This window comes from Actinoalloteichus caeruleus DSM 43889 (assembly GCF_000429185.2).
Lineage (GTDB): Bacteria > Actinomycetota > Actinomycetes > Mycobacteriales > Pseudonocardiaceae > Actinoalloteichus_B > Actinoalloteichus_B caeruleus.
The window spans coordinates 5783471-5809881 of sequence record NZ_AUBJ02000001.1; the positions used below are offsets into that span (position 1 = coordinate 5783471).

Annotated in this window: 23 protein-coding genes and 1 pseudogene; 17 read left to right on the forward strand and 7 right to left on the reverse strand. The window is 73.1% G+C overall.

The annotated features are described in order from the left end of the window. The first annotated feature begins 12 nt into the window (after positions 1-12). From pgsA to pspM, 6 genes are all read left to right on the forward strand, one after another. Complete coding sequence (pgsA, locus tag G443_RS23660; protein ID WP_245588906.1) at positions 13-669, forward strand: CDP-diacylglycerol--glycerol-3-phosphate 3-phosphatidyltransferase; 657 nt, start codon at positions 13-15, stop codon at positions 667-669. Between the two features lie 38 nt (positions 670-707). After that, positions 708-1193, forward strand: a complete 486-nt coding sequence (locus tag G443_RS23665; RefSeq protein ID WP_245588919.1) for a CinA family protein — start codon at positions 708-710, stop codon at positions 1191-1193. Positions 1194-1489: 296 nt separating this feature from the next. Then, positions 1490-1945: a helix-turn-helix domain-containing protein gene (locus tag G443_RS23670; protein ID WP_026419995.1), complete on the forward strand. Its 456-nt coding sequence runs from the start codon at positions 1490-1492 to the stop codon at positions 1943-1945. A 219-nt stretch (positions 1946-2164) separates the two neighbouring features. After that, positions 2165-2884, forward strand: a complete 720-nt coding sequence (locus G443_RS23675; protein WP_026419996.1) for a hypothetical protein — start codon at positions 2165-2167, stop codon at positions 2882-2884. An 87-nt stretch (positions 2885-2971) separates the two neighbouring features. After that, complete coding sequence (locus G443_RS23680) at positions 2972-3790, forward strand: PspA/IM30 family protein (protein WP_035274800.1); 819 nt, start codon at positions 2972-2974, stop codon at positions 3788-3790. 22 nt (positions 3791-3812) lie between these two features. Next, the gene (pspM, locus tag G443_RS23685; protein ID WP_103056426.1) at positions 3813-4613 is read left to right on the forward strand and encodes a phage shock envelope stress response protein PspM; all 801 of its coding nucleotides are present in this window, start codon (positions 3813-3815) and stop codon (positions 4611-4613) included. A gap of 476 nt (positions 4614-5089) precedes the next feature. Here pspM and G443_RS23690 read toward each other — a convergent pair whose 3' ends face one another. Together G443_RS23690 and G443_RS23695 are read right to left on the reverse strand one after the other, a co-directional pair. Further along, on the reverse strand, positions 5090-5290 hold the full coding sequence (locus G443_RS23690; protein ID WP_026419997.1) for a DUF397 domain-containing protein: 201 nt from the start codon (positions 5288-5290) through the stop codon (positions 5090-5092). Further along, entirely contained in the window at positions 5287-5592 is a 306-nt protein-coding gene (locus tag G443_RS23695) for a Scr1 family TA system antitoxin-like transcriptional regulator (protein WP_156038480.1), read from the reverse strand. Before G443_RS23695 ends, G443_RS23690 begins: the two co-directional genes overlap by 4 nt. Before the next feature lie 50 nt (positions 5593-5642). Between G443_RS23695 and G443_RS23700 the strand changes: the two genes are divergently transcribed. Next, positions 5643-6776: a methyltransferase domain-containing protein gene (locus tag G443_RS23700; RefSeq protein WP_026419999.1), complete on the forward strand. Its 1134-nt coding sequence runs from the start codon at positions 5643-5645 to the stop codon at positions 6774-6776. 196 nt (positions 6777-6972) lie between these two features. Then, positions 6973-8241, forward strand: coding sequence for a uracil-xanthine permease family protein (locus G443_RS23705; protein ID WP_030105843.1), 1269 nt, complete (start codon positions 6973-6975; stop codon positions 8239-8241). Positions 8242-8597: 356 nt separating this feature from the next. On the opposite strand, the gene G443_RS23710 is transcribed toward G443_RS23705, so the two are convergent. Both G443_RS23710 and G443_RS23715 read right to left on the reverse strand, forming a co-directional pair. Then, entirely contained in the window at positions 8598-9431 is an 834-nt protein-coding gene (locus G443_RS23710) for a DNA-formamidopyrimidine glycosylase family protein (protein WP_026420001.1), read from the reverse strand. 51 nt (positions 9432-9482) lie between these two features. Next, a complete protein-coding gene (locus tag G443_RS23715; RefSeq protein WP_026420002.1) occupies positions 9483-10304 on the reverse strand; it encodes a ParA family protein in 822 nt (273 codons plus the stop codon). A 236-nt stretch (positions 10305-10540) separates the two neighbouring features. Here G443_RS23715 and G443_RS23720 point away from each other — a divergent pair, with 236 nt between their 5' ends. Together G443_RS23720 and G443_RS23725 are read left to right on the forward strand one after the other, a co-directional pair. Further along, complete coding sequence (locus tag G443_RS23720; protein ID WP_026420003.1) at positions 10541-11275, forward strand: methyltransferase domain-containing protein; 735 nt, start codon at positions 10541-10543, stop codon at positions 11273-11275. A 256-nt stretch (positions 11276-11531) separates the two neighbouring features. Then, on the forward strand, positions 11532-11942 hold the full coding sequence (locus G443_RS23725) for an SCO2097 family morphological protein (protein WP_026420004.1): 411 nt from the start codon (positions 11532-11534) through the stop codon (positions 11940-11942). Positions 11943-12334: 392 nt separating this feature from the next. On the opposite strand, the gene G443_RS23730 is transcribed toward G443_RS23725, so the two are convergent. From G443_RS23730 to G443_RS23740, 3 genes are all read right to left on the reverse strand, one after another. Next, complete coding sequence (locus tag G443_RS23730; RefSeq protein ID WP_155886227.1) at positions 12335-14872, reverse strand: transglutaminase TgpA family protein; 2538 nt, start codon at positions 14870-14872, stop codon at positions 12335-12337. After that, positions 14872-16155, reverse strand: a complete 1284-nt coding sequence (locus G443_RS23735; RefSeq protein ID WP_026420006.1) for a DUF58 domain-containing protein — start codon at positions 16153-16155, stop codon at positions 14872-14874. The genes G443_RS23730 and G443_RS23735 overlap by 1 nt, the downstream gene beginning before the upstream one ends. Before the next feature lie 104 nt (positions 16156-16259). Beyond that, positions 16260-17342 (reverse strand): AAA family ATPase, encoded by a 1083-nt coding sequence (locus G443_RS23740; protein ID WP_026420007.1) that lies wholly within the window; start codon positions 17340-17342, stop codon positions 16260-16262. Between the two features lie 452 nt (positions 17343-17794). On the opposite strand from G443_RS23740, the gene mraZ reads away from it, so the two are divergent. The 7 genes and pseudogenes from mraZ (at position 17795) to mraY (ending at position 26395) form a co-directional block, all read left to right on the forward strand. After that, entirely contained in the window at positions 17795-18226 is a 432-nt protein-coding gene (gene mraZ / locus G443_RS23745) for a division/cell wall cluster transcriptional repressor MraZ (protein ID WP_026420008.1), read from the forward strand. Between the two features lie 210 nt (positions 18227-18436). Further along, a complete protein-coding gene (gene rsmH / locus G443_RS23750; protein WP_272480996.1) occupies positions 18437-19486 on the forward strand; it encodes a 16S rRNA (cytosine(1402)-N(4))-methyltransferase RsmH in 1050 nt (349 codons plus the stop codon). Beyond that, positions 19483-20214: a cell division protein FtsL gene (ftsL, locus tag G443_RS23755; protein ID WP_051314226.1), complete on the forward strand. Its 732-nt coding sequence runs from the start codon at positions 19483-19485 to the stop codon at positions 20212-20214. The genes rsmH and ftsL overlap by 4 nt, the downstream gene beginning before the upstream one ends. Beyond that, positions 20214-22079 (forward strand): peptidoglycan D,D-transpeptidase FtsI family protein, encoded by a 1866-nt coding sequence (locus G443_RS23760; RefSeq protein ID WP_026420010.1) that lies wholly within the window; start codon positions 20214-20216, stop codon positions 22077-22079. Before ftsL ends, G443_RS23760 begins: the two co-directional genes overlap by 1 nt. Positions 22080-22258: 179 nt before the next feature. Next, the gene (locus G443_RS23765; protein ID WP_035292742.1) at positions 22259-23806 is read left to right on the forward strand and encodes a UDP-N-acetylmuramoyl-L-alanyl-D-glutamate--2,6-diaminopimelate ligase; all 1548 of its coding nucleotides are present in this window, start codon (positions 22259-22261) and stop codon (positions 23804-23806) included. Beyond that, positions 23803-25325 (forward strand): annotated as a pseudogene (locus tag G443_RS23770) (UDP-N-acetylmuramoyl-tripeptide--D-alanyl-D-alanine ligase). Before G443_RS23765 ends, G443_RS23770 begins: the two are co-directional and overlap by 4 nt. Next, complete coding sequence (mraY, locus tag G443_RS23775; protein ID WP_026420013.1) at positions 25322-26395, forward strand: phospho-N-acetylmuramoyl-pentapeptide-transferase; 1074 nt, start codon at positions 25322-25324, stop codon at positions 26393-26395. The pseudogene G443_RS23770 and the gene mraY overlap by 4 nt, the downstream one beginning before the upstream one ends. Positions 26396-26411 lie beyond the last annotated feature (16 nt).

Here is a 26411-nt window from a genome sequence, read left to right on the forward strand (position 1 = left end):
GAGGACGCGACCATGGACAGCACCGGAACCCCGACCGGCGCCGACTGGGCGAAGGCGGAAGCGCCAGAGCCCGCCGACCCCGCCGGCGTGACACCGACCGCCGTCCCGGTGGTCAACATCGCCAACGCCCTGACGGTCTTCCGCCTCGTCCTGGTGCCCTTCTTCCTCGTCGCCCTGTTCGTGGGGGCGGAGGGCGGGACCTGGCGCCTGGTCGCCGCCGGGCTCTTCGCGCTCGCGGCCATCACCGACCGCCTGGACGGGGACCTCGCCCGCCGCCGAGGCCTCATCACGGACTTCGGCAAGATCGCGGACCCGATCGCCGACAAGGCGCTGATCGGGGCGGCACTGGTGGGGCTCAGCGTGCTCGGCGAGCTGCCCTGGTGGGTGACCATCGCGATCGGTGTCCGCGAGCTCGGCGTCACCCTGCTGCGGTTCTGGGTGATCCGGCACGGCGTGATCCCCGCCAGCCGGGGAGGGAAGCTCAAGACCCTCGTCCAGATCGTCGCCATCGGCCTGTACGTGCTGCCGCTCTCCGACGGCTTCGACCTGGTGCGCTGGTCGGTGATGGCGGTGGCGTTGCTGCTCACCCTCGCGACCGGGATCGACTACGTGGTTCGGGCCGTGCGCATGCGCGCCCGGGGGCGGCGGGCGCTCGCGGGTACCGCGTGAGCCGAGCGGACGACCACTCGCCCCTGCCCGGGTTCGGGCTGGACGAGGAGCGTCTCACCCTCCTCCTGGACAGGCTCCGCCAGCGTGGTGAGACGGTGGCCGCGGCCGAGTCCCTGACGGCGGGCCTGGTCACCGGGCTGTTGACCTCGGTTCCCGGGGCCAGCGCGGTCGTCAGGGGCGGCCTCGTCGTGTACGGGACCGACCTGAAGGGCAGCCTCGCGGGCGTCGACACCGCCGTGCTCGACGAGCACGGGCCCGTGCACCCCGAGGTCGCCAGGCGGCTCGCGGAGGGAGCTCGGCGGCGCTGCGGGGCGGACTGGGGTCTGGGGCTCACCGGGGTCGCCGGCCCGGACCCGCAGAACGGGCTCCCACCCGGCCTCGTGCACGTCGCGGTGGCCGGCGCGGACGAGGTCACGGTCCGTACGCTCCGGCTGTCCCGCTCCCGGCACGGCGTGCGCGCGGCGGCGGTCCGCGCCGCTCTCGACGCCCTCGGCGCGGCCCTGGACCGGGCGCCACCCGCGTGAGGGACGGGGAAGGCCCGGTCGCGCCCGGTCACCGGCCGGCGCCCGGACGCCGGCCGGAATGCCGGGCGGTCGCGATCCGTTAACCCGATCAGGCAAACAACAGGGGGAACTGGCTGGACGGGAACCCGTTCGCCCTCGGCGGACGTTGACCCGAAGTTGCTGATCGTATTGGCTCGGCTGGGTACGGTGGAGTGGACGGCGCGCTCAACTGGATCGTCGTTCGATCGCGGCGCGCTGCCGGCGCGTCAGCCCGACAGTGAACCGTCGAACACATCCAGGGTGGAAGGAGACACGGCATGGCCGTTCTGTTGCGGGAGGCCATCGGCGAGCGCCTGCGTGAGGAACGCACGGCCCAGCGCCGCACTCTGCGTGAGGTGTCCAGGATCGCCCGGGTCAGCCTGGGCTACCTGTCCGAGGTCGAGCGGGGGCGCAAGGAGGCCTCCAGCGAGCTCCTCGCGGCCATCTGCGACGCCCTGGAACTGGAGCTGCCCAGGCTCCTCGACGACGTGGCCACCGAGATCCGGTCCGACGCCGGGACCCGCCAGGTGGCGACGCCGGTGCCCGGCGCCGCTGCCCGGGTGGCCCAGCCGGCGACCGCCGAGGCCCGGGTCGCGCGGCAGGCCCAGCAGTCGGACGAGCTCGTCCCCGCCGTGGTGGGGGAGCAGTTCTCGGAGTTCGCCGTCGCCCCGGTGCTCGGCGGACGCCTCGACTCCTCGATGCGCATCACCAACAAGGTGGTGGTGGCGGCCTGACGAGCCGCTTCCCGGTTCGGACCCGGGTCACGACCGCCACCCCCGCGCGGCCTGCTGCCACCCGGTGATCGGGTCAGCACCACCACGCGAGTGCGCCTGACTACTATTGGGGGCACTTCGTTGACCGGGGGCCACGGAGCGACGTCATAACACGTCACGGTGTGGGGCACCCGGAATTCGAGACGTGTCAGAACCCTCGGAGCGGGTGGGGGACCACCAGTGATTCTCGAAGTCCTCGTCGCGGTACTGGCGGTCGTCGTGCTGGCGGGCGGGGCACTGCTGTTCGTCGCCGTGCGGCGATCCCGGAGCGGCACCTCGTCCCCGCGCCTCGCGGCCGAGGCGCCCCGCCCGGTGCGCGGTAGCCCCGCCCAGGTCTGGGCGGAGCGGGCGGAGCGGGCGGCGCGCGCCATCACCTCCGCCACGGCGGGTCGACCCGAGCTGTCGGGTGTCCACGACGACGTGGAGCTCGTGCTGGTGGAGGTGCGGTCCAGCGCGGCCGAGGTGGCCAGGCTCGACCAGCTGTTGGGCCAGGACCTGGCCCCCGAACTGCGGGCCGAGTCGCAGCGCCTGTCCCAGGCCGCCGACCAGGCGACGGACGAGGTCACCCGGGCCGAGCTGGCCGGCGCGGCCGCCTCCGTCACCGACCGGCTCCGGGCCGCGGAGGCGCGGCAGGGGGCGAAGGAGACGCTGCTCGCCAGGATGCGGGGTGCGGTGGCGGGTCTGGAACGGTCCCGCACGGAGATCGCCGAGTTGACCTCCGCCCGTGCCCTCCCGGTCACCGTCGGTGACCCGGTGGCTGACCTGGCCGACCGACTGCGTGGTTTGCGGTCCGGGCTGGTGGAGGTTCAGCGGCTCTCGGCGGCGGGGGGTGACCCGGGCTCTGGTCAGGGACAGCCCCGAGATGTTCCGGGGTCGCTGGAACCGCGCGACGGTACCTGACACGATGGAACAGGCAATCAGGCATCGGGTGATTATCCGGATAGTCGCCTCGGGCGGCCGGGTAGCAGAAGAAGGCAGGCGGAGGAGATGGCCAACCCGTTCGTGAAGTTCTGGAAGTACCTCATGGCGGCGTTCTCGTCGAAGATCGACGAGCACGCGGACCCGAAGGTGCAGATCCAGCAGGCCATCGAGGAGGCGCAGCGGCAGCACCAGGCGCTGTCCCAGCAGGCCGCCGCCGTGATCGGCAACCAGCGTCAGCTGGAGATGAAGCTCAACCGGCGGCTTGGGGACGTCGAGAAGCTCCAGGCCTCGGCCAGGCAGGCACTGGTGATGGCCGATGACGCCAGGAACCAGGGTGACCTGGAGAAGGCACAGCAGTACGAGAACAGCGCCCAGGCGTTCGCGGCCCAGCTGGTCAGCGCCGAGCAGGAGATCGAGGACCTCAAGAGCCTCCACGACTCCGCGCTCCAGGCCGCCAACGAGGCCAAGCAGGCGGTGGAGCGCAACGCCATGCAGCTCCAGCAGAAGATCGCCGAGCGCACCAAGCTGCTCAGCCAGCTGGAGCAGGCGAAGATGCAGGAGCAGGTGTCCAGCTCCCTCCAGCAGATGAGCGAGCTCGCCGCCCCGAAGAACACCCCGTCGCTCGACGAGGTCCGCGACAAGATCGAGAAGCGGTACTCGACGGCGATGGGGCAGACGGAGCTGGCGAAGAACTCGGTCCAGGGGCGGATGATGGAGGTCGAACAGGCCTCGGTGAACATGGCCGGTGTCTCCAGGCTGGAGCAGATCCGTGCCAGCATGGGTGGGGGATCCGCTGGCCAGGTGGGTGGCGGTGCCGCGGCGCCGCAGCCGGCCCAGCCGCAGAACATCCAGCAGCCCGGTCAGCAGCAGCCAGGCCAGGCCTGAGCGACCGAGGGTGTGACTCCAGGTGGCGGATCGCAGGGGCGACGTGTCCGACCTCGTTTCGGTGGCGAACCAGGCCGGTGGCCTGATCGCCAGCAAGTTCCGCCAGGGCCTGGACAAGTGGCGTGACCCGCGGGCCCAGCTGCTGCGCAAGCGGCGCCGGGCCCGGCGGGGCCTCTACGTCAAGACCGGTTTAGCCGCCCTCGCCGGGGCGTTCGCGTTCACCGTGGGCAGCGAGCCAGGGCTGGAGACGTCCGAGGTCGTCGTGGGCGGGGTGAGCGCCCTGATCGGGGCGAGCGCGGTGTCCTCCGGCGTGCGGACAGTCCGGCTGTACCGGACCCCGCTGCCCGAGGAGGCGGTGGCACCGCCACCTCCGCCGCCCCTGCCCGATCCGGGTTCCGCCGCGCACAAGCCGATGCGGCGGCTCGCCGACGCGGAGGCCAGTCTCGCGGAGTTGCTCCACCAGTTGTCCACCCCGGTCGGCGGGGCGCCGCTCGTCCCGGAGGAGTCCGTGCGGAGGATTCGGGGGACCGCGCGGGAGGCGGGTGACGCGGCTCGGGCGGCCGCCGCTCGGCTCCAGGCGGTCGAGCGGGCCAGGGATGCCTCTCCCGCCTCGGAACGTGCCGCCCTGGCCGGGGACATCGACCGGTTGGCCGCCAGGCTCCACGACGGCGTGGACGGCTTCGGGCGGTTGGTGGCCACGGCGGGTCGCACCGTCGCAGCCCATGACCACGACACCTCCGCGCCGGCGCTCACCGAGGCCGCGGACTACCTCGACGGGCTCGCCGCCGGGCTGCGGGAGCTGTCCCGCTCACCCCGGCTCTGACCGGGGTTCCCCCTTCCCGTACCCCCACCCTCGGCCCCGGGGGCCGGCAGCCCGGTTCCCACTCTCGGACCATGTGCGGCAGGCCGGGTGGAGCCGTCAGGAGGGCGGGTTCGGCCCGGGTGCGCGCCGGAGGGGTGCGCTGGGCTGGCGGTGCCAGGAACCCGGCCGGAATGAGCACTGGAGTCCCTCCCGCCTCGGGAGCGGCCTCGCGGGGACGGCGTTCGGCGTCGCCTCCTTCCGCTTCGGGTGAGCTCGGCGGCCTGAACCTCCGGTCCGCGTGGGACGTCGGTGTGGATGCCGGTGGGCGCGCGGGCGGGCCGCCGGTGGTGTTGGGCGGACGGCGGGCGCCGCGTGGTGGCAGGATGCGACCTCGCGCGGGGAGGTGTCGGCATGCCGTTGTGGCGGTCCTCGTCGGCCTCGGCAGCGACGAGACGGCCTCTCGCCACGATGTGGGGCGGGGGCCGTCCAGCGCGTGTTCACCGGTCGTCACGGCCGGCCTGGATGGCGCGCGGGAAAGAGGACCACCGTGGGCCCGTAACGGTGACGTGGCCAGCGGCCCGATCTTTGGTGTCCCGCACCGCGACACCGTCGGCGAACCGGCCGACCTCGACGCGGGCGGAACCATTCCGCGACCGGCGTGCCTTCCGCCAGTGCTCCGGCTCGTGGTGCACCGTCATGATCTCCTCTCCATTCTCCCGATCACGTCAGCGATGAGTGCGCAGGTGTCGTCCGGGCTCATCGCGACTTCCCGCACCCTGTCCGCCGCTTCCTGGTACGCGCCGACATCCTTGGCTTCATGGAGGAACAGGGCGGACCGCCGTGTCTCCAACCGCACCACTGGCGCGTCATCGCCCCCGCGCTCGACGATGCCGAACGCACCCTCGAGCCCGGGATGCCAGCCCACACCCATCGGCACCACGCGAAGGTCCACCGTCGGCCACTCGACGACGTGCGGCAGCCACAGCAGGTGCTCGCGCATCACGTGGTGACGGAAGCGTGGACCGATGAACTCACCAGAACGGATGCCGCATGACCACGCCCCACCAGGACATCCCCGCGTTGCGCGCGGGTTTGGCCGACCAGCTCGCAGCAGAGCTGCCCTCGCGGACCTGGCCCGAGGTGTTCCGCGTCGTCGACCGCCACGTCTTCGCGCCCCGGTTCGCCTTGTTCGACCCGGTGACAGGCAGCTTCACCCACTACGACGTCCACGATCCCGACCCGGTCCGGCGTGCTGAGGCGATGGCGGCCGCGTACTCGAACGACACCTTGATCACGCGGTTCGACGATGACGGCAACCCCATCAGCTCGTCCACCGAACCGAGCATGATGGCGTCCATGCTGGCCGCGCTCGATCTGCGCCCTGGCCACCGTGTGCTCGAAGTCGGTACGGGTACCGGCTACAACGCGGCCTTGCTGGCCAGGTTCGTCGGCGACGAGCAGGTGACCACGATCGATGTGGACGGCGAGCTGATCAACACGGCTCGCGCAGCGCTCGACGTCACCGGCTACGCGCCCACCGTGGTGTGCGGCGACGGCGCTGCCGGTGTGCCCGAACGGGCGCCGTTCGACAGGATCATGGCGACCTGCGGTGTGGACCGCGTGCCCGGAGCATGGCTGGACCAGCTCACGGCGGACGGCGCGATCCTGGTCACCGTCTCGACGGGCATCGCGCTGCTGCGCCGCGCCCCGGACGGCGCCGTTCACGGCCGGTTCTTGGGGGCAGCGGGGTTCATGCCGCTGCGTTCCCACGGCTACCAGCCGAGGTGGAGCGGCCGTCGCGTTCTCGAGGAGACCGGGGGCAGCGCGGACGACACGCGTTCCGTCACGGTCCCGAAGGGGCTCGAATTGTCGACGGCGGCGTTCTTCACCTCCCTGATCGCCGAACACGGCCGCCTCGTGTTCCTCGGCGAGGACGAGCAGGTGGTCTCGTACCGGTGGGTGCATCCGGCATCCGGGTCGTGGGTGCGCGTCGACCTCGGTGAGCATCCGGCGACGGTGCACCAGGCCGGGAGCCGTCGCCTGTGGGACGAGGTGGAACCCGTGCTGGAGACCTGGGACGTCGCGGGCCGTCCTGAGATCGACCGGTACGGCCTGACCGTCACCACCGACGGTCGCCACGTGCTGTGGCTGGACAGCCCGGAACACCACATCACCGCGCTGTGACCGTTCGCGAGGTGGTGTCGCCGTGATCGGCGTCGCCTCCTTCCGCCTCGGGTGAGCTCGGCGGCCTGAACCTCCGGTCCGCGTGGACCGTCGGTGTGGATGCCGGTGGGCGCGCGGGCGGGGCCGCCGGTCGTGTTCGGCGGACGGCGGGCGCCGCGTGGTGGCAGGATGCGACCTCGCACGGGGAGGTGTCGGCATGCCGTTGTGGCGGGTGCGAGCGGAGGACGTCACCGGGACGGGCGGGGTGGTCGCGCCGGAGGAACGGTTGGGCTGGCCGCTGACCTTGGGCTTCGGGGCGCAACACGTGGCGGCGATGTTCAGCGCCACCGTCCTCGTGCCGACGATCACGGGCTTCCCGGTGACCACGACGTTGTTGTTCTCCGGTCTGGGCACCCTGCTGTTCCTGGTGGTCACCCGCAACCGTGTTCCCGGGTACCTGGGCGCTTCGTTCGCGTATGTCGGTCCGCTCCTGGCGGCTTCCGAGGCGGGGGCGGAGCCCTCGGCGATGCTCGGTGGGGTGCTGGTGGCGGGCGTGACGTTGGTGATGCTCGGGGTGGCGGTCAAGGCGTTGGGCGTCGGTCTGGTGGAGGTGTTGCTGCCACCGGTGGTGACCGGGGCCGTCGTGGTCCTCGTCGGGCTCGGGATGGCCCCCCACGCCACCGCCAGTGTCTCGGCGCAGCCCGTGGTCGCCGGGGTGACACTCCTGACGATCGTCGTCGCGGCGGTCGTGGGTCGCGGGCTGTGGCGCCGTCTGGCCGTGGTGCTCGGCATCGCGGTGGGCTGGACCGCGTCCTGGCTGTCCGGGCCCCTGGAGAACGCCCCCGAACTCCTCGACATCCCGTGGACCGGTCTGCCCGAACTGGTCACACCGGTCATCACGCCCTCGGTGTCGCTGCTGGTCCTACCCGTGGTGATCACCGTCCTCGCGGAGAACCTCGGCCACCTGAAGGCCGTCGCCGCGGTCACCGGACGTGACCTCGACCGTCACGCCGGCGACGTGCTCATCGGCAACGGGCTGTCCACCAGCCTGGCCGGTGCGGGAGGCGGGGTCGGGACCACCACCTACGGGGAGAACATCGGCGTGATGGCGCTGAGCAGGGTGCACTCCACCGCCGCGTGCGCCACGGCGGCGGTCCTGGCCGTGGTGCTGTCCTTCTCACCTCGCGTTGGCGCGGCGGTGGTCCTCGTCCCGCCAGGAGTGATCGGCGGGGTGGCCCTGGTGCTCTTCGGTCTCATCGCGATGCTCGGCTTCCGGGTCTGGTCCGACCACCAGGTGGACTTCCGGGATCCGCTGAACCTCGTGGTGGCGGGTGCCGCGTTGGTCGCCGGAGTGGGTGGGCTGACCTTCACCGTCGGTGGGGTGGAGATCGGCGGGATGGCCTGGGGGGCGCTCGTCGTCGTCCTCCTGTACCCGGTGCTGCGCGGGCTCCGCGCCGTGGTGCCCCGCCGGCCGCCAGCCGGGTGAGCTCGGGGCGGCTCCCTCGCGGAACCCTCGGCCGGTGGCCGTGACTCCCGGCCGGCCCCGGACGAGGTGTTGGTGCCGCACCGTCTCGCGATCGTCCACTCTCACGGTGGCCACCGTCCCTCGGGGCGCGCGGTGTTCACCTCCTGCTCCGCTGCCCGGGGAACAGGGCGCCGAGCCCCGGCGACCGGGGTGGGGGAGAGGCCGGTCCCGCTCGGGCCGGGGGGCTGGCGGCACGGGGTGGGGGGACAACGGGCGTGGAGTGGGAGACCGCGCGACGACCGCTGGTGCCTGACCGGTTGAGCCGTCCGGACCGCTGCCGCCGTCGAGCACCCGCGCACCAGGGCGTGAATGCCGGGTCAGCCCTCGGCTCCCGCCGGGGCGGAGTGCCCGGGAGCCCCTTCGGGAGCTGGCTGGCACCGGGGGCAGTGGTAGACGGTGCGGGCCTGAACTCCCACCCCCAGCGTCCCCCGGCGGATCGCGGTGCCGCAGCGCGCGCACGCCAGGCCGGCCCGCCGGTACACCCAGTGCCGCTGGTCGCGGCGCAACGAGCCCGTGGTGCTCTGCTCCCAGCGCCACGCGTTGGCCGCCAGCAGCCTCCTGGCGAGGTCGACGGTGGCGGCCGGGTCGACGTCGGCCACCCTCGTCCACGGCGACACGCGGAGGAGGAAGCAGATCTCGCACTGGTAGAGGTTGCCCACACCGGCCATCACCCGTTGGTCGAGCAGTGCCTCGCCGACGGCTCGTCCGGGATGCGCGGCGAGCCGGCGTTCGGCCTCCCGGCGGTCCGCCTCCCCCCAGGTCCGCCCCAGCAGGTCGGGGCCGAGGTGGCCGACCAGCGACGACTCCTCCCCCGTGGGTAGCAGCGCGAGGTCGTGCAGCAGGAACCCCACCGCCACCCGGTCCTGGTTCGCCAGCACCGCCCTGACCTCGTGGGCGGGACGTCGCCACCGCTCGCCGGGGCCGTGCAGCCGCCACGACCCGTCCATCCGGAGGTGGCTGTGCAGGCTCCGCCCGTCGTCGAAGCGCACGAAGAGGTGCTTGCCCACCGAGTCGGCCCCGACGACGGCCCGGCCGGCGAGGTCGACCGCGCTCAACGCGGGGTGCCGCAGTTCACCCCGCACCAGTACCCGGCCGGCGAGCGCCGCGTCGAGGCGCCGTCCGGTCAGGAAGACCGTGTCACCCTCCGGCACACCTCCGATGGTGCCATCCCGCCGGAGCCGGTAGCCGGTCCACCGCCCGGCTCAGTCGAACGCGGGCTCGGTCTCGGGCTCCCGCCCGGCCCGCCGGCCACGCGCCGAGCGCAACACGCGGGCCAACAGCAGGTTGAACGCCAGCGACACCTCCCGCGCCCCGGGGGTGCCCCACTGGTGGATGGGCATGCAGGCGCCCTGGGCCTGCTGCACCGCGAGGCGGTCGGGCAGCACCACCGGCATCACGAGCGGACCGAAGATCTCCCGGAGCTCGTTGATCCGGAACTGGTGTTCGTGCGACCGGGGGCGCACCCGGTTCACCACGACACCCAGCGGTTGCAGGTCGGAGTTGGTGTTCTCCCGTTCCGCCTGGACGGCCTCGAACGCGCGCTGCACGCCGGAGACGGCGAACATCGTCGGTTCCGTCACGAGCATGGCGCGCTGGGCGGCCACCAGCGCGGAACGGGTGAGCTGGCCGAGGGAGGGCGGGCAGTCGAGGAGCACCAGCTGGTAGGGGGGCAGCCCCTCCTCCTCGTCCAGCTCGCGCACCGTCGTCAGCACCTCCCGGAGCCGGGAGAGCTCCGGCGCGCCCGGGTTGGGGACGTTGTGGCCCTCGGCGCCCTCCGAACCGACCAGGACGTCCAGCCCCTCTCCCCAGGAACTGGGTGCGATCGCCGCCCGCACCGTGTCCGGCGAGGGGTCGGCGAGGACGTCGGCCAGGTCGGCGTCCGTCTCGGCGGGATCCATCGCAGCCGTGGTGTTGCACTGGGGATCGAGGTCGACGACCAGGGTTCGCAGGCCCCGCCGCAGGGCGGCGGAGGCGCACCCCAGCGCGACGGTCGTCTTCCCCACGCCACCCTTCAGGCTGAGCACTGCCACCGTAGTAAGCACGGGTTGCAGCCTACGGTCTGCCCCGATCAGTGGTGGAGCCGTCACTGCATCGGCCCAACGAGCTCCGGGCCGGCCCCGCTGCCGACCGGGGCGGAACCGGTCGTGGCCCCGGGTGGTCGAGGTGCTGGCACGCCGCGAACCACGGCCGGCCGGACGAGCCGGTTCGCGGGGAGGGAGGCCGCCGCCACTCCCGCACGACGGGTTCTAGGCTCTGTCCCATGGTTTCCGAGGCCGTGCTGTCCGCGTTGAACGTCGAACTGGTCGCGGTGCGCCGCCGCTCCGGGGCCGGGCGTCCGCCGAGGGTGCTCGACGTGGGCGGGGGCAGCGGGGTGTGGGCGGTGCCGCTGGCCGAGGCGGGGTGCGAGGTCACCGTCGTCGACGCGAGCCCGAACGCGTTGGCCACGCTGCGCACCCGGGCGGCGGAGCGGGGCGTGCTGGACCGGGTCACCGCCGTGCAGGGCGATTCCGAGGCCCTGACCGCCGTGGCGGAACCGGGCCGGGCCGATCTGGTGCTGGGCCACGGACTGCTGGAGTACGTGGAGAACCCGGGTGCCGCGCTGGCGGAGCTGTCGGCCGTGACCGCCCCGGGTGGCGCGATCTCCGTGGTGGTGGCCAACCGGCACGCGGCGGTCCTGCACCGCGTCCTCTCGGGACGTGTCGCGGAGGCCAGGGAGGTGCTGACCTCGCCGAGCGGAACCCTCGCCCCCGGCACCGGTGCCGACCCGCTGCTCCGCCGCTTCGACGCCGCCGGCCTGTCGGAGCTGGTGACCGCCGCCGGGTTGGCGGTCGAACTGCTCCAGGGGGACGGGGCCGTCACCGACCTGGTGCCGGGGTCCGTGCTCGACACCTGCTCGCCCAGTGATCTCGCGGAACTGGAGTTGCTCGCGGCGCGGCAACCGCCCCTGCGCGAGCTGTCGAGCCGGCTGCACGTGCTGGCCCGCCGCCCCCGCTGAGGAGCTGCCCGCCCGTCTTCCCCCGATCCGGGGAACACGGGGTGTCGCTGCCGTGCGGCCCGCCCTCCGCGTCGAACAATCGACTCACTGACCTCGCACGACGATAATGTGTGCGTGTGCGAACATTCTGGTGGTCGGTCCGGGTAGTGGTCGGGTTGCGCGGCTCGTATCCTTAGACGTGACGCCCCATGAGGGCGTCCGCCGGAAGTCTCGAAGGATTGTCCGGCGCCGCAATCGCTGTGCCGGAGGAGGAGCCATGCCACTCTCCGAGCACGAGCAGCGTTTGCTCGACCAGATCGAGCGCGCGCTCTATGCCGAAGACCCCAAGTTCGCCTCCAACGTGCGTGGCGCACGCGTGCGGAGGCCTTCCAGGCGTCGGCGCCTCCAGGGCGTCGCGCTGCTGGCCGTTGGTTTGCTCACGCTCGTGCTCGGAGTGGTACTCCCGGTACGGGTGGCGGACATACCGGTCATCAGCGTTTTCGGCTTCCTGCTCATGTTCGGTGGTGCCGTACTGATGTTGACCGCTCTTCGGGCCAGTTCCTCCGAGACCGAGGAACCTGCCGAAGGGGGAGGCGCAGGCGAGCCGCCACCGACGTCCCGGACGTCGAGGAGTTCCTTCTCCCAACGGATGGAGGAGCGGTTCCGCCGGCGGTTCGACGGCGAATAGGACGTGGTGCGTGCGGCCCGGTGCGAAGGATCGGGCCGCGAGCCGAGCGTGTTCCTCCGCATCAGCAGGCAGACAGGCATCCTGGCTTCGGCCGGGGTGCCTTTCTTCTGTTGGGGGGCCGCGCCACCAGGCCCGAGTAGCCGGGGGGACGGCGAGGAGCCACTGGTGGCCGCGCCCGCCCCGACCGCACCGAGTCCTCCGGGTTGACCCGCCCGGGTCACCTCGACCCGGCCTGGCGGCATCGGCGAGGCCATCGCCGCCAGGTGGCTCCGCCGGCGGGGGAGGACGCGTGGGCCGCCCACCCCGGCCCGGCGGCACACACTCGGCCCTCCGCCTCCAGCCAGCCTCCAGCGCGCGTCCAGCCGCGCCCCACCTCCGGGGCCCGGCGTGCCCTACTCGGTCCCAGCCCCGTCGCTCGACGGCCCCTCGGGGGCCCGGCGCGGCCGCCGCCGTGTCGAGGGGGGAACGACCCGGTCGACCCAGCGCGGGGGCGCGTTCCGGTGGAAACCGGCCAGCACCGAGTCCAACGCCCCGGCCAACTCCCCTGACGGGGCGGCGGACGGCGCGTACCACTCCCGTTCCACCGCCTCGGCCAGCACGGTCAGACCGGCCACCGTCCGGCCGTCGAACCGGTACTGCCGGCTGAGGCGGTCCACCGCGACCCGGACGGTGTCCGATGCCGGGGGAGCGGAACCCCGGTCGGCGCACAGGTCGAGCACCTCCGCCCAGGCGGCCGTCGCGGCACCGGCCCACCCGGACCGGACGGTCTGGAGGCGGATGCGGCGCCGCGAGGAGCGGAGCAGCGGCGGCGACGCGACCACGACAGCGGGGGGCAGCAGGACGGCCGCCAGCCACCACAGGCCGTCGGGCCCCACCGGGAGCACCAACCACCACAACACCGGGACGAGGGTCGCCGCCACCGCTCCGCACAGCGCGAACCGCAGGACCCGCCGGGTGGCCGCCACCGGCCGGAGCCAGGCGTCCAACTCCCCGGGGCCCGTGCCCGTCGCCCGCCGGCGTCCGAGGGTGAGACCAGCCACCAGCGCTGTCAGGGCGGCGGAGACGAGGACACCCACCACCAACCACACCCAGAGCGCGACGGGGAACGCGCCCTTGCCCGGTTCGACGACGCCCTCGTCGTGACCGGCCTGGGGGGCGTCGCTCGTCGTCGTGGAGGTGTCGGTGGGCGCCGTCGTGGTCGGCACCGAGTCCGTCTCCTCCGGGCGGTCCGGCCGGTCGGACTCCTCCGGTGTGCTGTGCGCCGGCTCCACGGCCCGGCCGTCGTTGAGCGGCGTGGGCTCGAAGGAGATCCAGCCGAAACCCTCGAAGTAGCCCTCCACCCAGGCGTGGGCCTCGTTGTTGGTGATCAGCCGTGATGTGCCCGTCTGGTACCCGGGGCTGAACCCGACCGCGACCCTGGCCGGCACCCCGATCGACCGGAGCAGTACCGCCAACGCCGAGGAGTACTGCTCGCAGTACCCGGTGCGCCCCTCGAACAGGAAGTCCGCGAGGGCGTCCGAACCGCTGCCCGTCTCGGTCTCCAGGCTGTACTGGAAGCCGTTCGCGGGGTCGCGGAAGAAGGCGGTCAGCGCGTTGGCCTTGTCGATCGGCGCCGCGTGGGGGGCGGCCAGCCGGTCGGCCAGCGCGCTCACCTCGGGAGTGACCCCGTCCAGCCGCAGGTACACCGGGTCGACGTTCTGCGGGTCCGGTGCCGTGCGCAGCTCCTCGAGCGGGTACTCGGGCACCACCGCCTCGACCGTGTAGGGGGTGGCCCGCCGGCTCTCCTCGGCGTAGATCAGGCCGGAGCGCGCGTCGTAGCGCCAGCCGGGCGCCACGTCGTCGACCACGGTGGGGACTCCGAACACGGGCAGCCAGTGGTCCTGGTAGTTCAGCGGTTCGACACGGATGCGACTGCTCTCGGCGGGCAGGCGCGCGCTGCCGGCCGGGCGCGGCAACGGCCGCCCCGCGGCGGCGTCGACGCCCTCGTCGACGGGGCCGAGCCGCCACCCCTCCCCGGGGTCGTAGTGGCTGAGGGTGAAGGCCCGCAGGTACTGCCGCTCCCGCATCCCCTCGACCCGCAGCAGATCGATCGTGGTCTCCCGGTCCAGCTGTCCCCGCAGTGAGGTGAAGGTGTTCAGCCCGACGCCGTAACCGCCCTGGTCACCGCCCCCACCACCGCCGCCCCCACCGGGGAACCGCCCCTCGGTCCCGATGAAGGTCAGGCTCGCGCCCGCGACCAGTGCCGCGGCCACGGACAGGGCCGTCGTCGCGGTCGCCGCCGGCGTCCACCGGTTCCGGGGCGCCCCGCTGTCCGTCGCGGCCCCCGCGAGGACGCGTTGCCGGTGCCGACCGTCGACCGCCAGCAGGAGGGCGAAGCCCACCGCGCCAGCCGCGAAGGTCCACCACGGCAGCATCTCCCTGGCCAGGGACGCGGGGATGGCGAACACGGACAACAACAGCAGGCCGGCGGCGGCCGGTGCGCGCAACCCCACCGCGAGCAGGTCCGCCACCACGGCCACCACGCCGATGCTCAGCATGAGCAGGCACAGGATGGGAGCGGTCGCCTCGACCGGGGGGACCCCGACCTTGACCTGTTCCAGCGATTCGCCCAGCAGCCCGAGCACCTCGCGCACCGCCTCCGGCCCTGGCAGCAGACCGAGGACACCGCTCCCGGTGAACAGCACGGTGACCAGGCACGACAGGACGAGCAGCTGGCCGGTGACGACGATCCACGCCGGCAGCCGCATCACGCGCAGCGCCACACCGGCGGCGGCCACGGTGAACACCGCCAGCGCCACCAGGAGGATCGGCCCAGCCCCGTCGACGATGCCGGTGACCGCGCTCGCCGCGCCGAGCATCGCCAGCCCGCACAGGACCGCGTTCGCCGCGTGCCGCCCCAGGTCGGTCCGGCCCACCTCCACGCCCACCATCACCCGACTCCTCCGTGCCAGACCGCCCGGGCGGTCGGCGTGGCCGGCGGGCCCTCCGCTCCCCGCCCGCACAACCGCGACCACACCGCGACCATCTCCTCACCGGGAAGCGGGGTGACGACCCGCCACCCGGCTGCCCGGAGCACCCGCGCGGCCGGCTCCTGGCTGGGCGCCATCGTGTCGCCGAGGCCCGCCCACTGCCGGACGTCGAGCAGGACCGCGCTGGTCCGGCTCCCGGGCGGGCGGCGGACCGCGAGCCGGTGCGCCTCGTCCGCCGAAAGCATGCCGAGCACCGCCACCAGGTCACGCCCCTCGGCCGGGTCCGCCTCCAAGGCCAGCTCCCGCCGCCGCGAGGGTGCCAACCTGGCCAGCGTGTCGAGCACGACGGCGTCGCTCCGGGAACCGAGGACGTCCTCGCTGAGCAACGGGACCCCCTCATTGGTCAGGAGCCGGAAGCCCTTGCCCGTGCTCCTGAGGTGCAGGCAGACGCTGGCGGTGAACGACACCGCCCACTCCAGGCTCGACGCCGGCCCCGTGCCCCGGTGGGCGGCGTTGCGCACGTCCACCAGCACGGTCGTGCCACCCACCCAGGGGCTCTCCTCGACCCGCACCATCAGTTCGTCCCGGCGCGCGGTGGACCGCCAGTGCACCCGGCGCATGTCGTCACCGTGCCGGTAGGGGCGCACGACCACGTCGTCCAGGCCCTGCCCCGACCGCGCCCTGGCGATGCCCTCCTCCCCCCGCCCGGTGCCCGACCCGGCCGGATGCCCGGCGAGTTCCTCGACCCGCGGGGTCACCACGAACCGCAGCTGCTCGCCCAACGCCTCGTCGTGTTCGGCCAGCCCGAAGGCGTCGGTGAACCTGGCCGCGAGCGGACCGACCGTGTGGACGCCCCGCAGCGTGGGCCGCAGCTCGTAGGTCAGCACGACGCACTGCCCCCGCACCGGCCGGGGAGCGAGGAAGCGGGGGCGCTCGCCGAGCGCGTAGGGCAGGGTGTCCTGGAGCAGGACCGTCCCGCCGCCCAGGGTCCCGCGCCCCCGCACGGTCAGCCGCATCCGCGCGAGGTCACCGGCCTGGACCCGGGCCGGGCTGACGGCGCGCTCGACGCTCACCTGCGTGCGCGACCGGCGTGTCACGAGAGCGGACAGCAGGGGCAACAGCAGCGTGAAGAGGCCGACCCGCAGCAGGTCGCGTTCGTCGAGCACGACGGAGCACAGGGCCGCCGCGGTGCCGGCCGCGAACAGGCACCGGCCTCGGGTGGTCAGTCCGGAGAGCGCTGTCAATCTTCTGCCTTCTCGTCGTCGCCGGGAGCTGCTGGTCGTCGGGGAACTGGGGGACGCGGAAGGCGACGGAGGCTGTCCGCCCGCTCGGTCACGGGACCGTTGTCTCAGCGCGCGCGGTGCGCCGGCTCGACCGGCCACTGCCCGCTCCGCTGCTGGGCCGAACCGGCCCCCTGCGGGACGGGCACCCGTTGCAGCAGACCGTGCACGACCTCGGCGGGTGAGCGCCGGGCGGCCTGGGCCTCCGGTGCGAGGACCAGCCGGTGCGCCAGGACGGTGACGGCGACCGCCTGGACGTCGTCGGGGATCACGTACTCCCGCCCGACCAGCGCCGCCTGGGCTCGGGCCGCCCTGACCAGGTGCAACGTGGCCCTGGGGGACGCCCCGAGCCGGACGTCGGGTGTTCGGCGGGTCGCGGCCACCAGGTCGACGGCGTAGCGGCGGACCTCGGAGGACATGTGCAGTCCGCGCACGGCGTGCGCCATCTCCCGCACCTGCGCCGCCGTGCACATCGGCCGCAGCTCGGCGAGCGGGTCGTGCCCGGAGTGCTCGTCCACCATCGCCAGTTCGGCCGCCGGGTCCGGGTAGCCGATCGACACCCGGCACGTGAAGCGGTCCCGCTGGGCCTCGGGCAGCGCGTAGGTGCCCTCCATCTCCACCGGGTTCTGCGTCGCGATCACCATGAACGGCGGCGTCAACGCGTAGGTCTGCCCGTCGACGGTGACCTGGTGTTCCTCCATGCACTCCAACAGCGCGGACTGGGTCTTGGGGGAGGCCCGGTTGATCTCGTCGCCGACCACGACGTTCGCGAACACCGGGCCGGCGCGGAACTCGAAGGAGCTGTTCTGCCGGTTGAAGATGGACACACCCGTGATATCGCTGGGCAGCAGGTCCGGGGTGAACTGCACCCTGCTCACGGTGCCCCCGACCGACTTCGCCAACGCCTTCGCCAGCGACGTCTTGCCCACCCCCGGGACGTCCTCCACCAGGAGGTGCCCCTCGGCGAGCATCGTGATCATGGCGACCCGCACCACCTCGGGCTTGCCGACGATGACCCGTTCCACGTTGGCCGCGATCCGGCCGGTGATCGCGTGCAGCTCGGACAGCCCGAGCGTGCCGCTCCGGTGTCGCTCGTCGGCCGGAGCCGCTCGTTCGTTCGGCGGCGCTGGGGACTCGGTACTCGGCGTCACACGACCTCCTGTGCATCGCAGGCGTCCCGACACCGCCGCTCCCTCGTGAGGGGCCGGACCCCGCGCCGGCGCCCTGGGTGAGGCGGTGTGGGACGCAGTCTGTCAAACGTCGCCGGGGCCGTCCCGTGACGAGTGCGGCGGCGGCCAACACTGGCAGCCCGGGATGATGATCTCCATTCTTCCCCACCACGCTCCGGTCGGAGACGAAACCAACCACCTCCCGGGTTGTCGGCGCCGGCGCGGCCGCCTGCCCCGCCGGCCGACACGCGAGCGGCCCCCCACCGCCCCCCACCGCGCGTCGATCCTCCTACCAGCGGAAACGGTCCGACATTCGGGCCTGGCGCGCTCCGATCCGCGTTGACGGTGGGCTGTGGTGGGGTAATGTGGCGCGCGGTGGGGCGACGGGGACCCCACGGCCGGTTCCACCCGAGCCGGGCGGGAGGTGGTGCGGGGTGTTCCTCGGCACGCACAGTCCCAGGCTCGACGACAAGGGCAGGCTGACGCTGCCGGCCAAGTACCGGGACGCGCTCGCGGAGGGTCTGATGGTCACCAAGGGCCAGGATCACTGCCTGTACGTCTTCCCCCGCGCGGAGTTCGAGGAGATGGCGCGCCGCGTCGCGCAGGCGCCGCTGACGAACGAGTCCGTCCGCGCCTACCAGCGCTACCTCTTCGCCGGCACGGACGAGCAGAAACCCGACGGGCAGGGCCGCATCGCCGTCGTCCCCGAACTGCGCCGCTACGCGAACCTCCGCAAGGACTGCGTCGTGATCGGCGCCATCACGCGACTCGAGATCTGGGACGCGCAGGCGTGGCAGACCTACCTCGACCAGCACGAGGACTCCTACGCCCAGGCGAGGGAGGAGGTCCTGCCCGGAATCTTCTGAGACGAACCGGGCAGGTTCGAGCAGAGCTGGGAATCGGGTGCGGTGAGGCCTCGGTCCGCTCGGCTGACGGCCCTGGCACACCTTCCCCGGTGCCAGGGCACTCGGGCGGGCGGGGACCTGACCGCACCCGATTCCGCCGTTTTCCGGACCCGGGGGCGAGCCGGGAGCGAAGATCCGGATGATGGGGCGCCGACGACGAAGGAGGAGGCCATGGGCGACGAGCCAACGGCCGTCCCCGGCGGTGCCGACACCGGCGTGGGGGACGACGACGGGACGGCGGCGGAGCGAGGCTCCGGCGGGGGGTACGGCCACGTCCCCGTGATGCTGGGCAGGGTGCGTGAACTCCTCGCACCGGCCCTGGCCGGCGAGCGACCGGTGGTCGTCGACGCCACCCTCGGGCTCGGCGGGCACACCGAGGCGCTGCTCACCGCCTTCCCCCAGCTGACCGTGGTCGGTCTCGACCGGGACCCGCAGGCGCTGGAACTCGCGGGAGAGCGGCTCCGCCCCTTCGGCGACCGGATCAGGCCGGTGCACGCGGTCTACGACGAACTCCCCGACGTGCTGGCGGAGCTGGGAACACCCCTGGTCCAGGGCGTGCTGTTCGACCTCGGGGTCTCCTCCCTCCAACTCGACGCCCGGGAGCGGGGCTTCGCCTACGCCCAGGACGCCCCGCTGGACATGCGGATGAACCAGGGCGCCGGTCCGAGCGCGGCGGACGTCCTCAACGACTACCCCAGCAAGGACCTCGTCCGCATCCTGCGCGAGTACGGCGAGGAGCGGTTCGCCAGCCGGATCGCCGCCGCCATCGTCAGGGAACGGGCCAAGGAACCCTTCACCACCAGCGGACGGCTGGTGCGGCTGCTCTACGACGTGGTGCCGGCCCCGGCCCGCCGCACCGGCGGGCATCCCGCGAAACGCACCTTCCAGGCCCTGCGCATCGAGGTCAACGCCGAGCTCGACGTCCTGCGCGCGGCGATCCCCGCCGCCGTGGACAGCCTCGCGGTGTCGGGTCGCCTCGTGGTGCTGTCCTACCACTCCCTGGAGGACCGCATCGTCAAGCGGGCGGTGGCGCCGCGCGCCGAGTCGAGCACACCGGCAGGGCTGCCGGTCGAACTTCCTGGACACGAGCCGGAGCTGCGCCTGCTGGTCAGGGGCGCCGAACAGGCCGGCGAGGACGAGATCCAGGAGAACCCGAGGGCGGCCTCGGTCCGCCTGCGGGCCGCCGAACGGATCCGGAAACCCAGGGGGACACGACCATGACCACCCGCACGCCCACCCGGGGCCGCCGCGAGCGGACCATCGGAACGCCCGTTCGCCAGGCGGGCGCGCGGAGCGAACCCCGACGGCGGGACGCTCCGAGCCCCCGGCGTCGTCGCCGGAGCGGGCTGGGTGGGCTGCTGGCCAGCTCGGGGAGCAAAGCCACCAAGGCTCCCTTCGTGCTCCTGGTGATGGCCCTGCTCAGCACCGGCCTCGTCGCCACCCTCTGGCTGTCGACCGCGGCGGGCGACGACGCCTACTACCTCGAGCAGTTGCAGTCCGACGTGGACTCGCTGACCGAGGAGACGGCGGCGATGCGCCAGGACATCGCCCGGCAGGAGGCGGCACCCGCCCTCGCCGAGCGAGCCCAACAGCTGGGACTGGTCGCGGCGCGGGATCCGGCCCGCCTCGTCGTCGAGCCGGACGACTCCGTGCGGGTCGTCGGCACCCCGTCCCCCGTGGAGGCGCCCGTCGCGGCGGCCGGTGGCAGTGCGGGGACGGACGAGGACAGCACGACCGGCGAGGAACGGGACGGCGCCGAGGACCAGGCCCCCGACGGGGACGCCGATCCGCCCGGCGGTGCGGCCGGGGGCACCGGGGATCCGACCGGCGCGGCGGGGGACGAGGCGGCCCAGGACACCTCCCGGGAGGAGGCCCCCGGCCACCAGCCCGGTCGCCCGGTCCTCGACGCGGCGGCTCGTGACCAGGCTGGGGAAGGGGGCGAGGACTGATGCCCTCGAGCACCCGCCGCCGCCCCACCAGGAGCTCGGGGCAGCTGAGGTCCTCCCGGCCGCGCGGGCCCTTCGACGCGCGGCAGCACAGCCTCCGGCTGCGGATCGCCCGGCTGGGACTCGCCATCGCGTTGCTCGCCGCCGGGGTCAAACTCGTCCAGGTCCAGACCTTCGAGGCCGCTGCCCTGTCCGAGCAGTCGTTGCGGCAACGCGAGGTCTCCCAGCGCATCCACGCCGAGCGCGGCGCGATCTACGACAGGGAGGGCAACCCGCTGGCGCTCAGCGGGGAGGCGCGGATGCTCACCGCGAGCCCGAACCAGATCGAGACCGACCGGGAGGAGCTGGGGGAGGACCCCGCCGAGTACAAGCGGACCATGGCCGCCTTCATCAAGGACGCGCTCGGGGACGCCGTCGACGAGGACACCCTGCGCGAGGCGTTGTCCCGGGACGCCCGGTTCACCTACCTCACCAGCAGGCCCATCGAACCGAGCAAGGCCGACGAGATCACCGCCGAGTACCCCGAGATCGCCACCGAGTACCGGGCGACCAGGACCTACCCGGGCGGGCACCTGGCCTCCAACATCCTGGGATTCGCCAACTGGCGCCTCGACCAGGACGAGCCGAGGGTGCTGGGCATGGCGCACCTGGAGAACTCGGAGAACACCCTGCTCGCCGGCCGCGACGGCGAACGCATCCTGAGCCTCGACCGGGCCAGGAACATCACCATCCCCGGGTCGACCCGCGTCATCGAGGAGGCCACCCCGGGCTCCAGCCTGGCGCTCACCCTCGACTCCGACCTCCAGTACGTGTTGCAGGACGAACTCGCCTCCTACGTCGCCGAGACCGGGGCCGAGAGCGGCAGCGCCGTCGTGCTGGACGCCAGGACGGCCGAGGTCTACGCCCTGGCGAACGACGTCAGCTTCGACCCCAACGACACCAGCGGCGCCACCCGGGACGAGATGGGCAACCCGGCGGTCACCCACGCCTTCGAACCCGGCTCGGTCGCCAAGGTGGTGGCCGCCGCCGGGGCCATCGAGGACGGCCACCTGCGTCCGGACAGCGTGCTCGACGTTCCGGGGAGCATCCAGGTCGCCGACCGGGTGATCAGGGACGCCTGGTCGCACAACGTCGAGCGGATGACGCTGACCGGGGTGCTGGCGCGTTCCTCCAACGTGGGAACCCTCATGGTGGCCGACCAGCTCGGCAGGGAACGGTTCGCCGAGATGCTCGGCCGCTTCGGCCTGGGAGAGCGTACCGGAGTCGGTCTTCCGGGGGAGAGCGCCGGTTATGTCCCCCCGCTCAACCAGTGGTCCGGCAGCACCTTCGGCAACCTGCCCATCGGCCAGGGCCTCAGTGTGACCGTGTTGCAGATGGCCGGCATGTACCAGGCGATCGCCAACGACGGGGTGCGGGTGCCGCCGAGGATCATCCAGGCGGAGATCTCCCCGGACGGCGAGCGACTCGACCGGCCCCGGCCGGAGGGGGTGCGGGTGGTCAGCCCGGAGACGGCCCGCACGGTCCGCGACATGCTGCGGGCGGTGGTCCAGGACGCCCCGGGGCAACGGGGGACCGGCACGGCGGCCGCGCTCCCCGGCTACCAGATCGCCGGCAAGACGGGCACCGCGCAGCAGATCGACCCCGAGTGCGGCTGCTACAGCCGGGAGGACCACTGGATCACCTTCGCGGGCATGGTGCCGGCCGAGGACCCCCAGTTCGTGGTGGCGGTCATGCTCAACCGGTTGGGCACCGAGCACAGCAGTTCGTCCGCGGCGCTGTTCCGGGAGATCGCCTCCTACCTGACCCAGCGGTACGAGATCCCCCTGTCGGAGGAGCCCAGTCCCGTGGCCGAGCTGACGCTGCGCTGAACCGCGGCGACGGCGCGCACCCGCCGGGTGGACCCGGGACCCCCCTCGGGGTTCCCGGTCCCGACGGGCGGATCCTGCCATCTGGCGGGAAGATCCAGGAGAGGAGCCGTGTGTCAAGGGGCCGGTGGCCCGTCGGTAGCCTTTCGCCCGTGTCCGTCCTCTCCAATCCGAAAGCAGCCATGGCCTCGTTGCGACCACATCGAGTAGAGCCGAGGTCAGTTGCCGAGCTCGCCAGTCTGGTGGCGGCCCGCCCACTGGCCGAGACGGGTACACCGTCCACTGCGGACACCGCTGCCGCGGTCGTCACCGGGGCCACCCTGCGCGCGCAGGAGGCCCGGCCCGGGGATCTCTTCGCCGCGCTGCCCGGCGGCCGGGCGCACGGCGCCGACTTCGCCGGCCAGGCGGTGGCTGCCGGCGCGGTCGCCATCCTGACCGACGAGGAGGGCGCCGGCCGCGCCACCGCCGCCGGCGGCTCCGTGCCGGTGCTGGTGCACCCCGACCCCCGGTCCGCGCTGGGCCCGCTCGCCGCCAGCATCTACGGCGACCCCTCCCAGTCCCTCCAGGTGATCGGCGTCACCGGCACGGCCGGGAAGACGACCACGACCTACCTGCTGGACGCGGGCCTGCGGGCGGCGGGGCTGACGACCGGCCTGGTGGGCACCGTCGAGACCCGTGTCGCCGGGGAACGGCTCGGCAGCGCCTTCACCACCCCCGAGGCCCCCGACCTCCAGGCGCTGTTCGCCGTGATGCTCGAACGCGGCGTCCGGTCGGTCTCGATGGAGGTCTCCAGCCACGCCCTCAGCCTCGGCCGGGTCGCCGGCACCCACTTCGCGGTCGGCGCGTTCACGAACCTCTCCCAGGACCACCTCGACTTCCACCCCGACCTGGAGCACTACTTCGCGGCCAAGGCGAAGCTGTTCGACGGCAGGGCGCGCCGCGAGGTCGTCTGCGTGGACGGCCCCTGGGGTGCCCGCCTGGTCCGGGACGGCACGGTGACCGTGTCGACCGGCGCCGGAGCGGCCACCTGGACGGCACGCGACGTGGAGGCGATGCCCAGCGGGGAACAGCGGTTCGAGGCCGTCGGCCCGGAGGGGATCGTCGCCAGGGTCTGGCTCCGCCTCCCCGGCTCATTCAACATCGCCAACGCACTGGTCGCCGCCGCGTGCCTCCACGAGGCCGGGGTACCCGTCGACGCCATCGAACGCGGCCTCGCCGCCGTCGACGTGCCCGGGCGCATGGAACGGGTCGCCCTCGGCCAGCCCTTCGTCGCCATGGTCGACTACTCGCACAAGCCGGCGGCGGTGGCCGCGATGCTCGACGCCGTCCGGGCCCAGACCCGGGGCCGGGTGATCACGGTCCTGGGCTGCGGCGGGGACCGGGACACCGGGAAGCGCCCCGCCATGGGCGAGACCGCCGCGCGGGGCAGCGACCTGCTGATCATCACCGACGACAACCCGCGCAGCGAGGACCCGGCCTCCATCCGCGCGGAGATGCTGCGGGGCGCCTACGACGTCCCCGACGTGCAGCGCGGGGACATCGTCGAGATCGGCGACCGTCGCGACGCCATCGTCGAGGCGGTCAGGCGGGCCGCCCCCGGCGACGTGCTCGTCGTGGCCGGCAAGGGCCACGAGACGGGGCAGGACGTCGCCGGCGTCGTCCACCCGTTCTCCGACCGGGAAGTACTCGCGGAGGCCATCGAGGCCCGCGCTGTTGAGGAGGCACGGTGATCAGGCTCAGCCTGGCTGAGATCGCCAGGGCCGTCGGTGGACGGCCGCACGGCTGCGAGGGCTCGGTCGAGGTGACCGGGTCGGTGGAGTTCGACTCCAGGAAGGTCGGGCCAGGCGGCCTGTTCGTGGCGCTGCCCGGGGAACGGGTCGACGGCCACGACTTCGCCGCGCGAGCCGTGAGCCAGGGAGCGGTGGCCGTACTGGCGGCCCACGAGGTCGACGCCCCCGCCATCATCGTCCCGCCGGTCGCCGCGGGCTCCGGCCCGAGCGGCAACCCCATGGTGCTGGCCGCGGACGTCGCGGGGGAGGGCGCGGCGGTCCTCGCCGCCCTGGCCGCCCTGGCCAGGGACGTCACCGACCGGCTGACGGCACCCGGTCGACCCGAGGGGAACCTGACGGTGGTGGGGATCACCGGGTCCTCCGGCAAGACCTCCACCAAGGACCTGGTGGCCCAGGTCCTGGGACCCCTCGGCCCGACCGTGGCGCCGCCCGGCTCGTTCAACAACGAGATCGGCCACCCCTGGACCGTGCTGCGCGCCGACGAGCGCACCCGGCACCTCGTCCTGGAGCTGTCGGCCCGGGGCGAGGGGCACATCGCGGCCCTGTGCGAGGCCGCCCCGCCCCGGATCGGGGTCGTGCTCAACGTGGGCAGCGCCCACCTCGGCGAGTTCGGCTCCCGGGAGGCGGTGGCCAGGGCCAAGGGAGAGCTGCCCGCCGCGTTGCCGTCCGCCGCCGAGGGTGGCGTCGCCGTGCTCAACGCCGACGACCCCCTGGTGGCGGCGATGGCGGAGCGGACGACCGCCCGGGTCGTCCGGGTCGGGCTCGCGCCCTCCGCCGACGTCCGGGCGGAGGACGTGGTCCTCGACGACCAGGCCAGGGCCAGCTTCCGGCTGGTGACACCGCGCGGATCGGCACCGGTGCGCCTCGGCCTGCACGGAGCCCACCAGGTCGGCAACGCCCTGGCCGCCGCGGCCGTCGCCCTCGAGTGCGGAGCCGAGGTCACCGACGTCGCGGCCTCGCTGTCCTCGGCGGTCCGCCGGTCCCGAGGCGGATGGAGGTCACCGACCGCGCCGACGGGGTGACCGTCGTCAACGACTCCTACAACGCCAACCCGGAATCGGTCCGGGCGGCATTGAAGACCCTCGCCACCATGGCGCGGGACGCCCCCGCCGGTCGACGTCGCAGCTGGGCCGTGCTGGGGCCGATGGGCGAGCTGGGCGAGGACTCCACCACCGCGCACGACGAGATCGGCCGGTTGGCGGTGCGGCTGGACATCAGCCGCCTGGTTGTAGTCGGTGAGGAGGCCCGCCCCATGTACCAGGGCGCGTGCCTGGAAGGTTCCTGGGGCGAGGAGGCGGTACTGGTGCCCGACGTCGGATCGGCGGCGCGGCTCCTGGAGGAGGAGCTGCGGCCGGGTGACGTGGTCCTGGTGAAGGCGTCGAAGGTCGCCGAGCTGTGGCGGGTCGCCGAGAGCCTGCTGGCCGGTGAGCGTGGCGGCGCCGCGGGAGGTGCCGCGTGAGAGCGATCCTCATCGCGGCCGCCGTCGCGCTGGCCGTCTCCATCCTCCTCACCCCCTACCTGATCCGGCTGTTCTCCAAGCAGGGCTTCGGCCAGGAGATCCGGGAGGAGGGCCCGCAGAGCCACCAGAGCAAGCGCGGCACGCCCACCATGGGTGGCGTCGCGATCCTCGTGGCCATCTGGGCCGGGTACTTCGTCACCCACCTGACGGTCGGCGACGGCCCCACCGCGTCCGGTCTGATCGTCCTGCTGCTCACCTCGGTCCTCGGACTCGTCGGGTTCCTCGACGACTTCCTCAAGATCCGCAAGCAGCGCAACCTCGGTCTCAACAAGACGGCGAAGCTGGTCGGGCAGTTCGTCGCGGCCATCTCCTTCGCCGTGCTGGCCGTCAACTTCCCCAACTCGGACGGGCTGACCCCGGCGTCGACCCACCTGTCGTTCCTGCGCGACTTCGCCGCCATCTCCTTCGGCGTCGTCGGGTTCATCGTGTTCTGCAACCTGGCCGTCATGGCCTGGTCCAACGCGGTGAACCTCACCGACGGCCTCGACGGTCTCGCGGGTGGCACGGCGGCGATGGTGTTGGCCAGCTACGTGCTGATCACCTTCTGGCAGTTCCGCTACGACTGCGGGCTGCGGGACACCGCGGGCTGCTACGCCGTCCGTGACCCGCTGGACCTCTCGATCCTCGCCGCCGCGGCGATGGCGGGCTGCATCGGCTTCCTGTGGTGGAACGCCGCGCCCGCGAAGATCTTCATGGGCGACACCGGGTCGCTGGCCCTCGGTGGTCTGCTCGCCGGTCTGTCCATCACCACCAAGACCGAACTCCTCATGGTCATCATCGGTGGTGTGTTCGTCGTCGAGGCGGCCTCGGTCAGCCTCCAGGTGCTGGTCTTCCGGACGACGAAGAAACGGATCTTCCGAATGGCCCCGTTCCACCACCACTTCGAACTGGGAGGTTGGGCGGAGACCACCGTCATCATCCGGTTCTGGCTGATGGCGGGGGTGACCTGCCTGTTCGGGCTCGGCGTGTTCTACAGCGACTGGGCCGTGGAGTTCGGTCTCACCCCTTAGCCGGGCAGGTGAGACC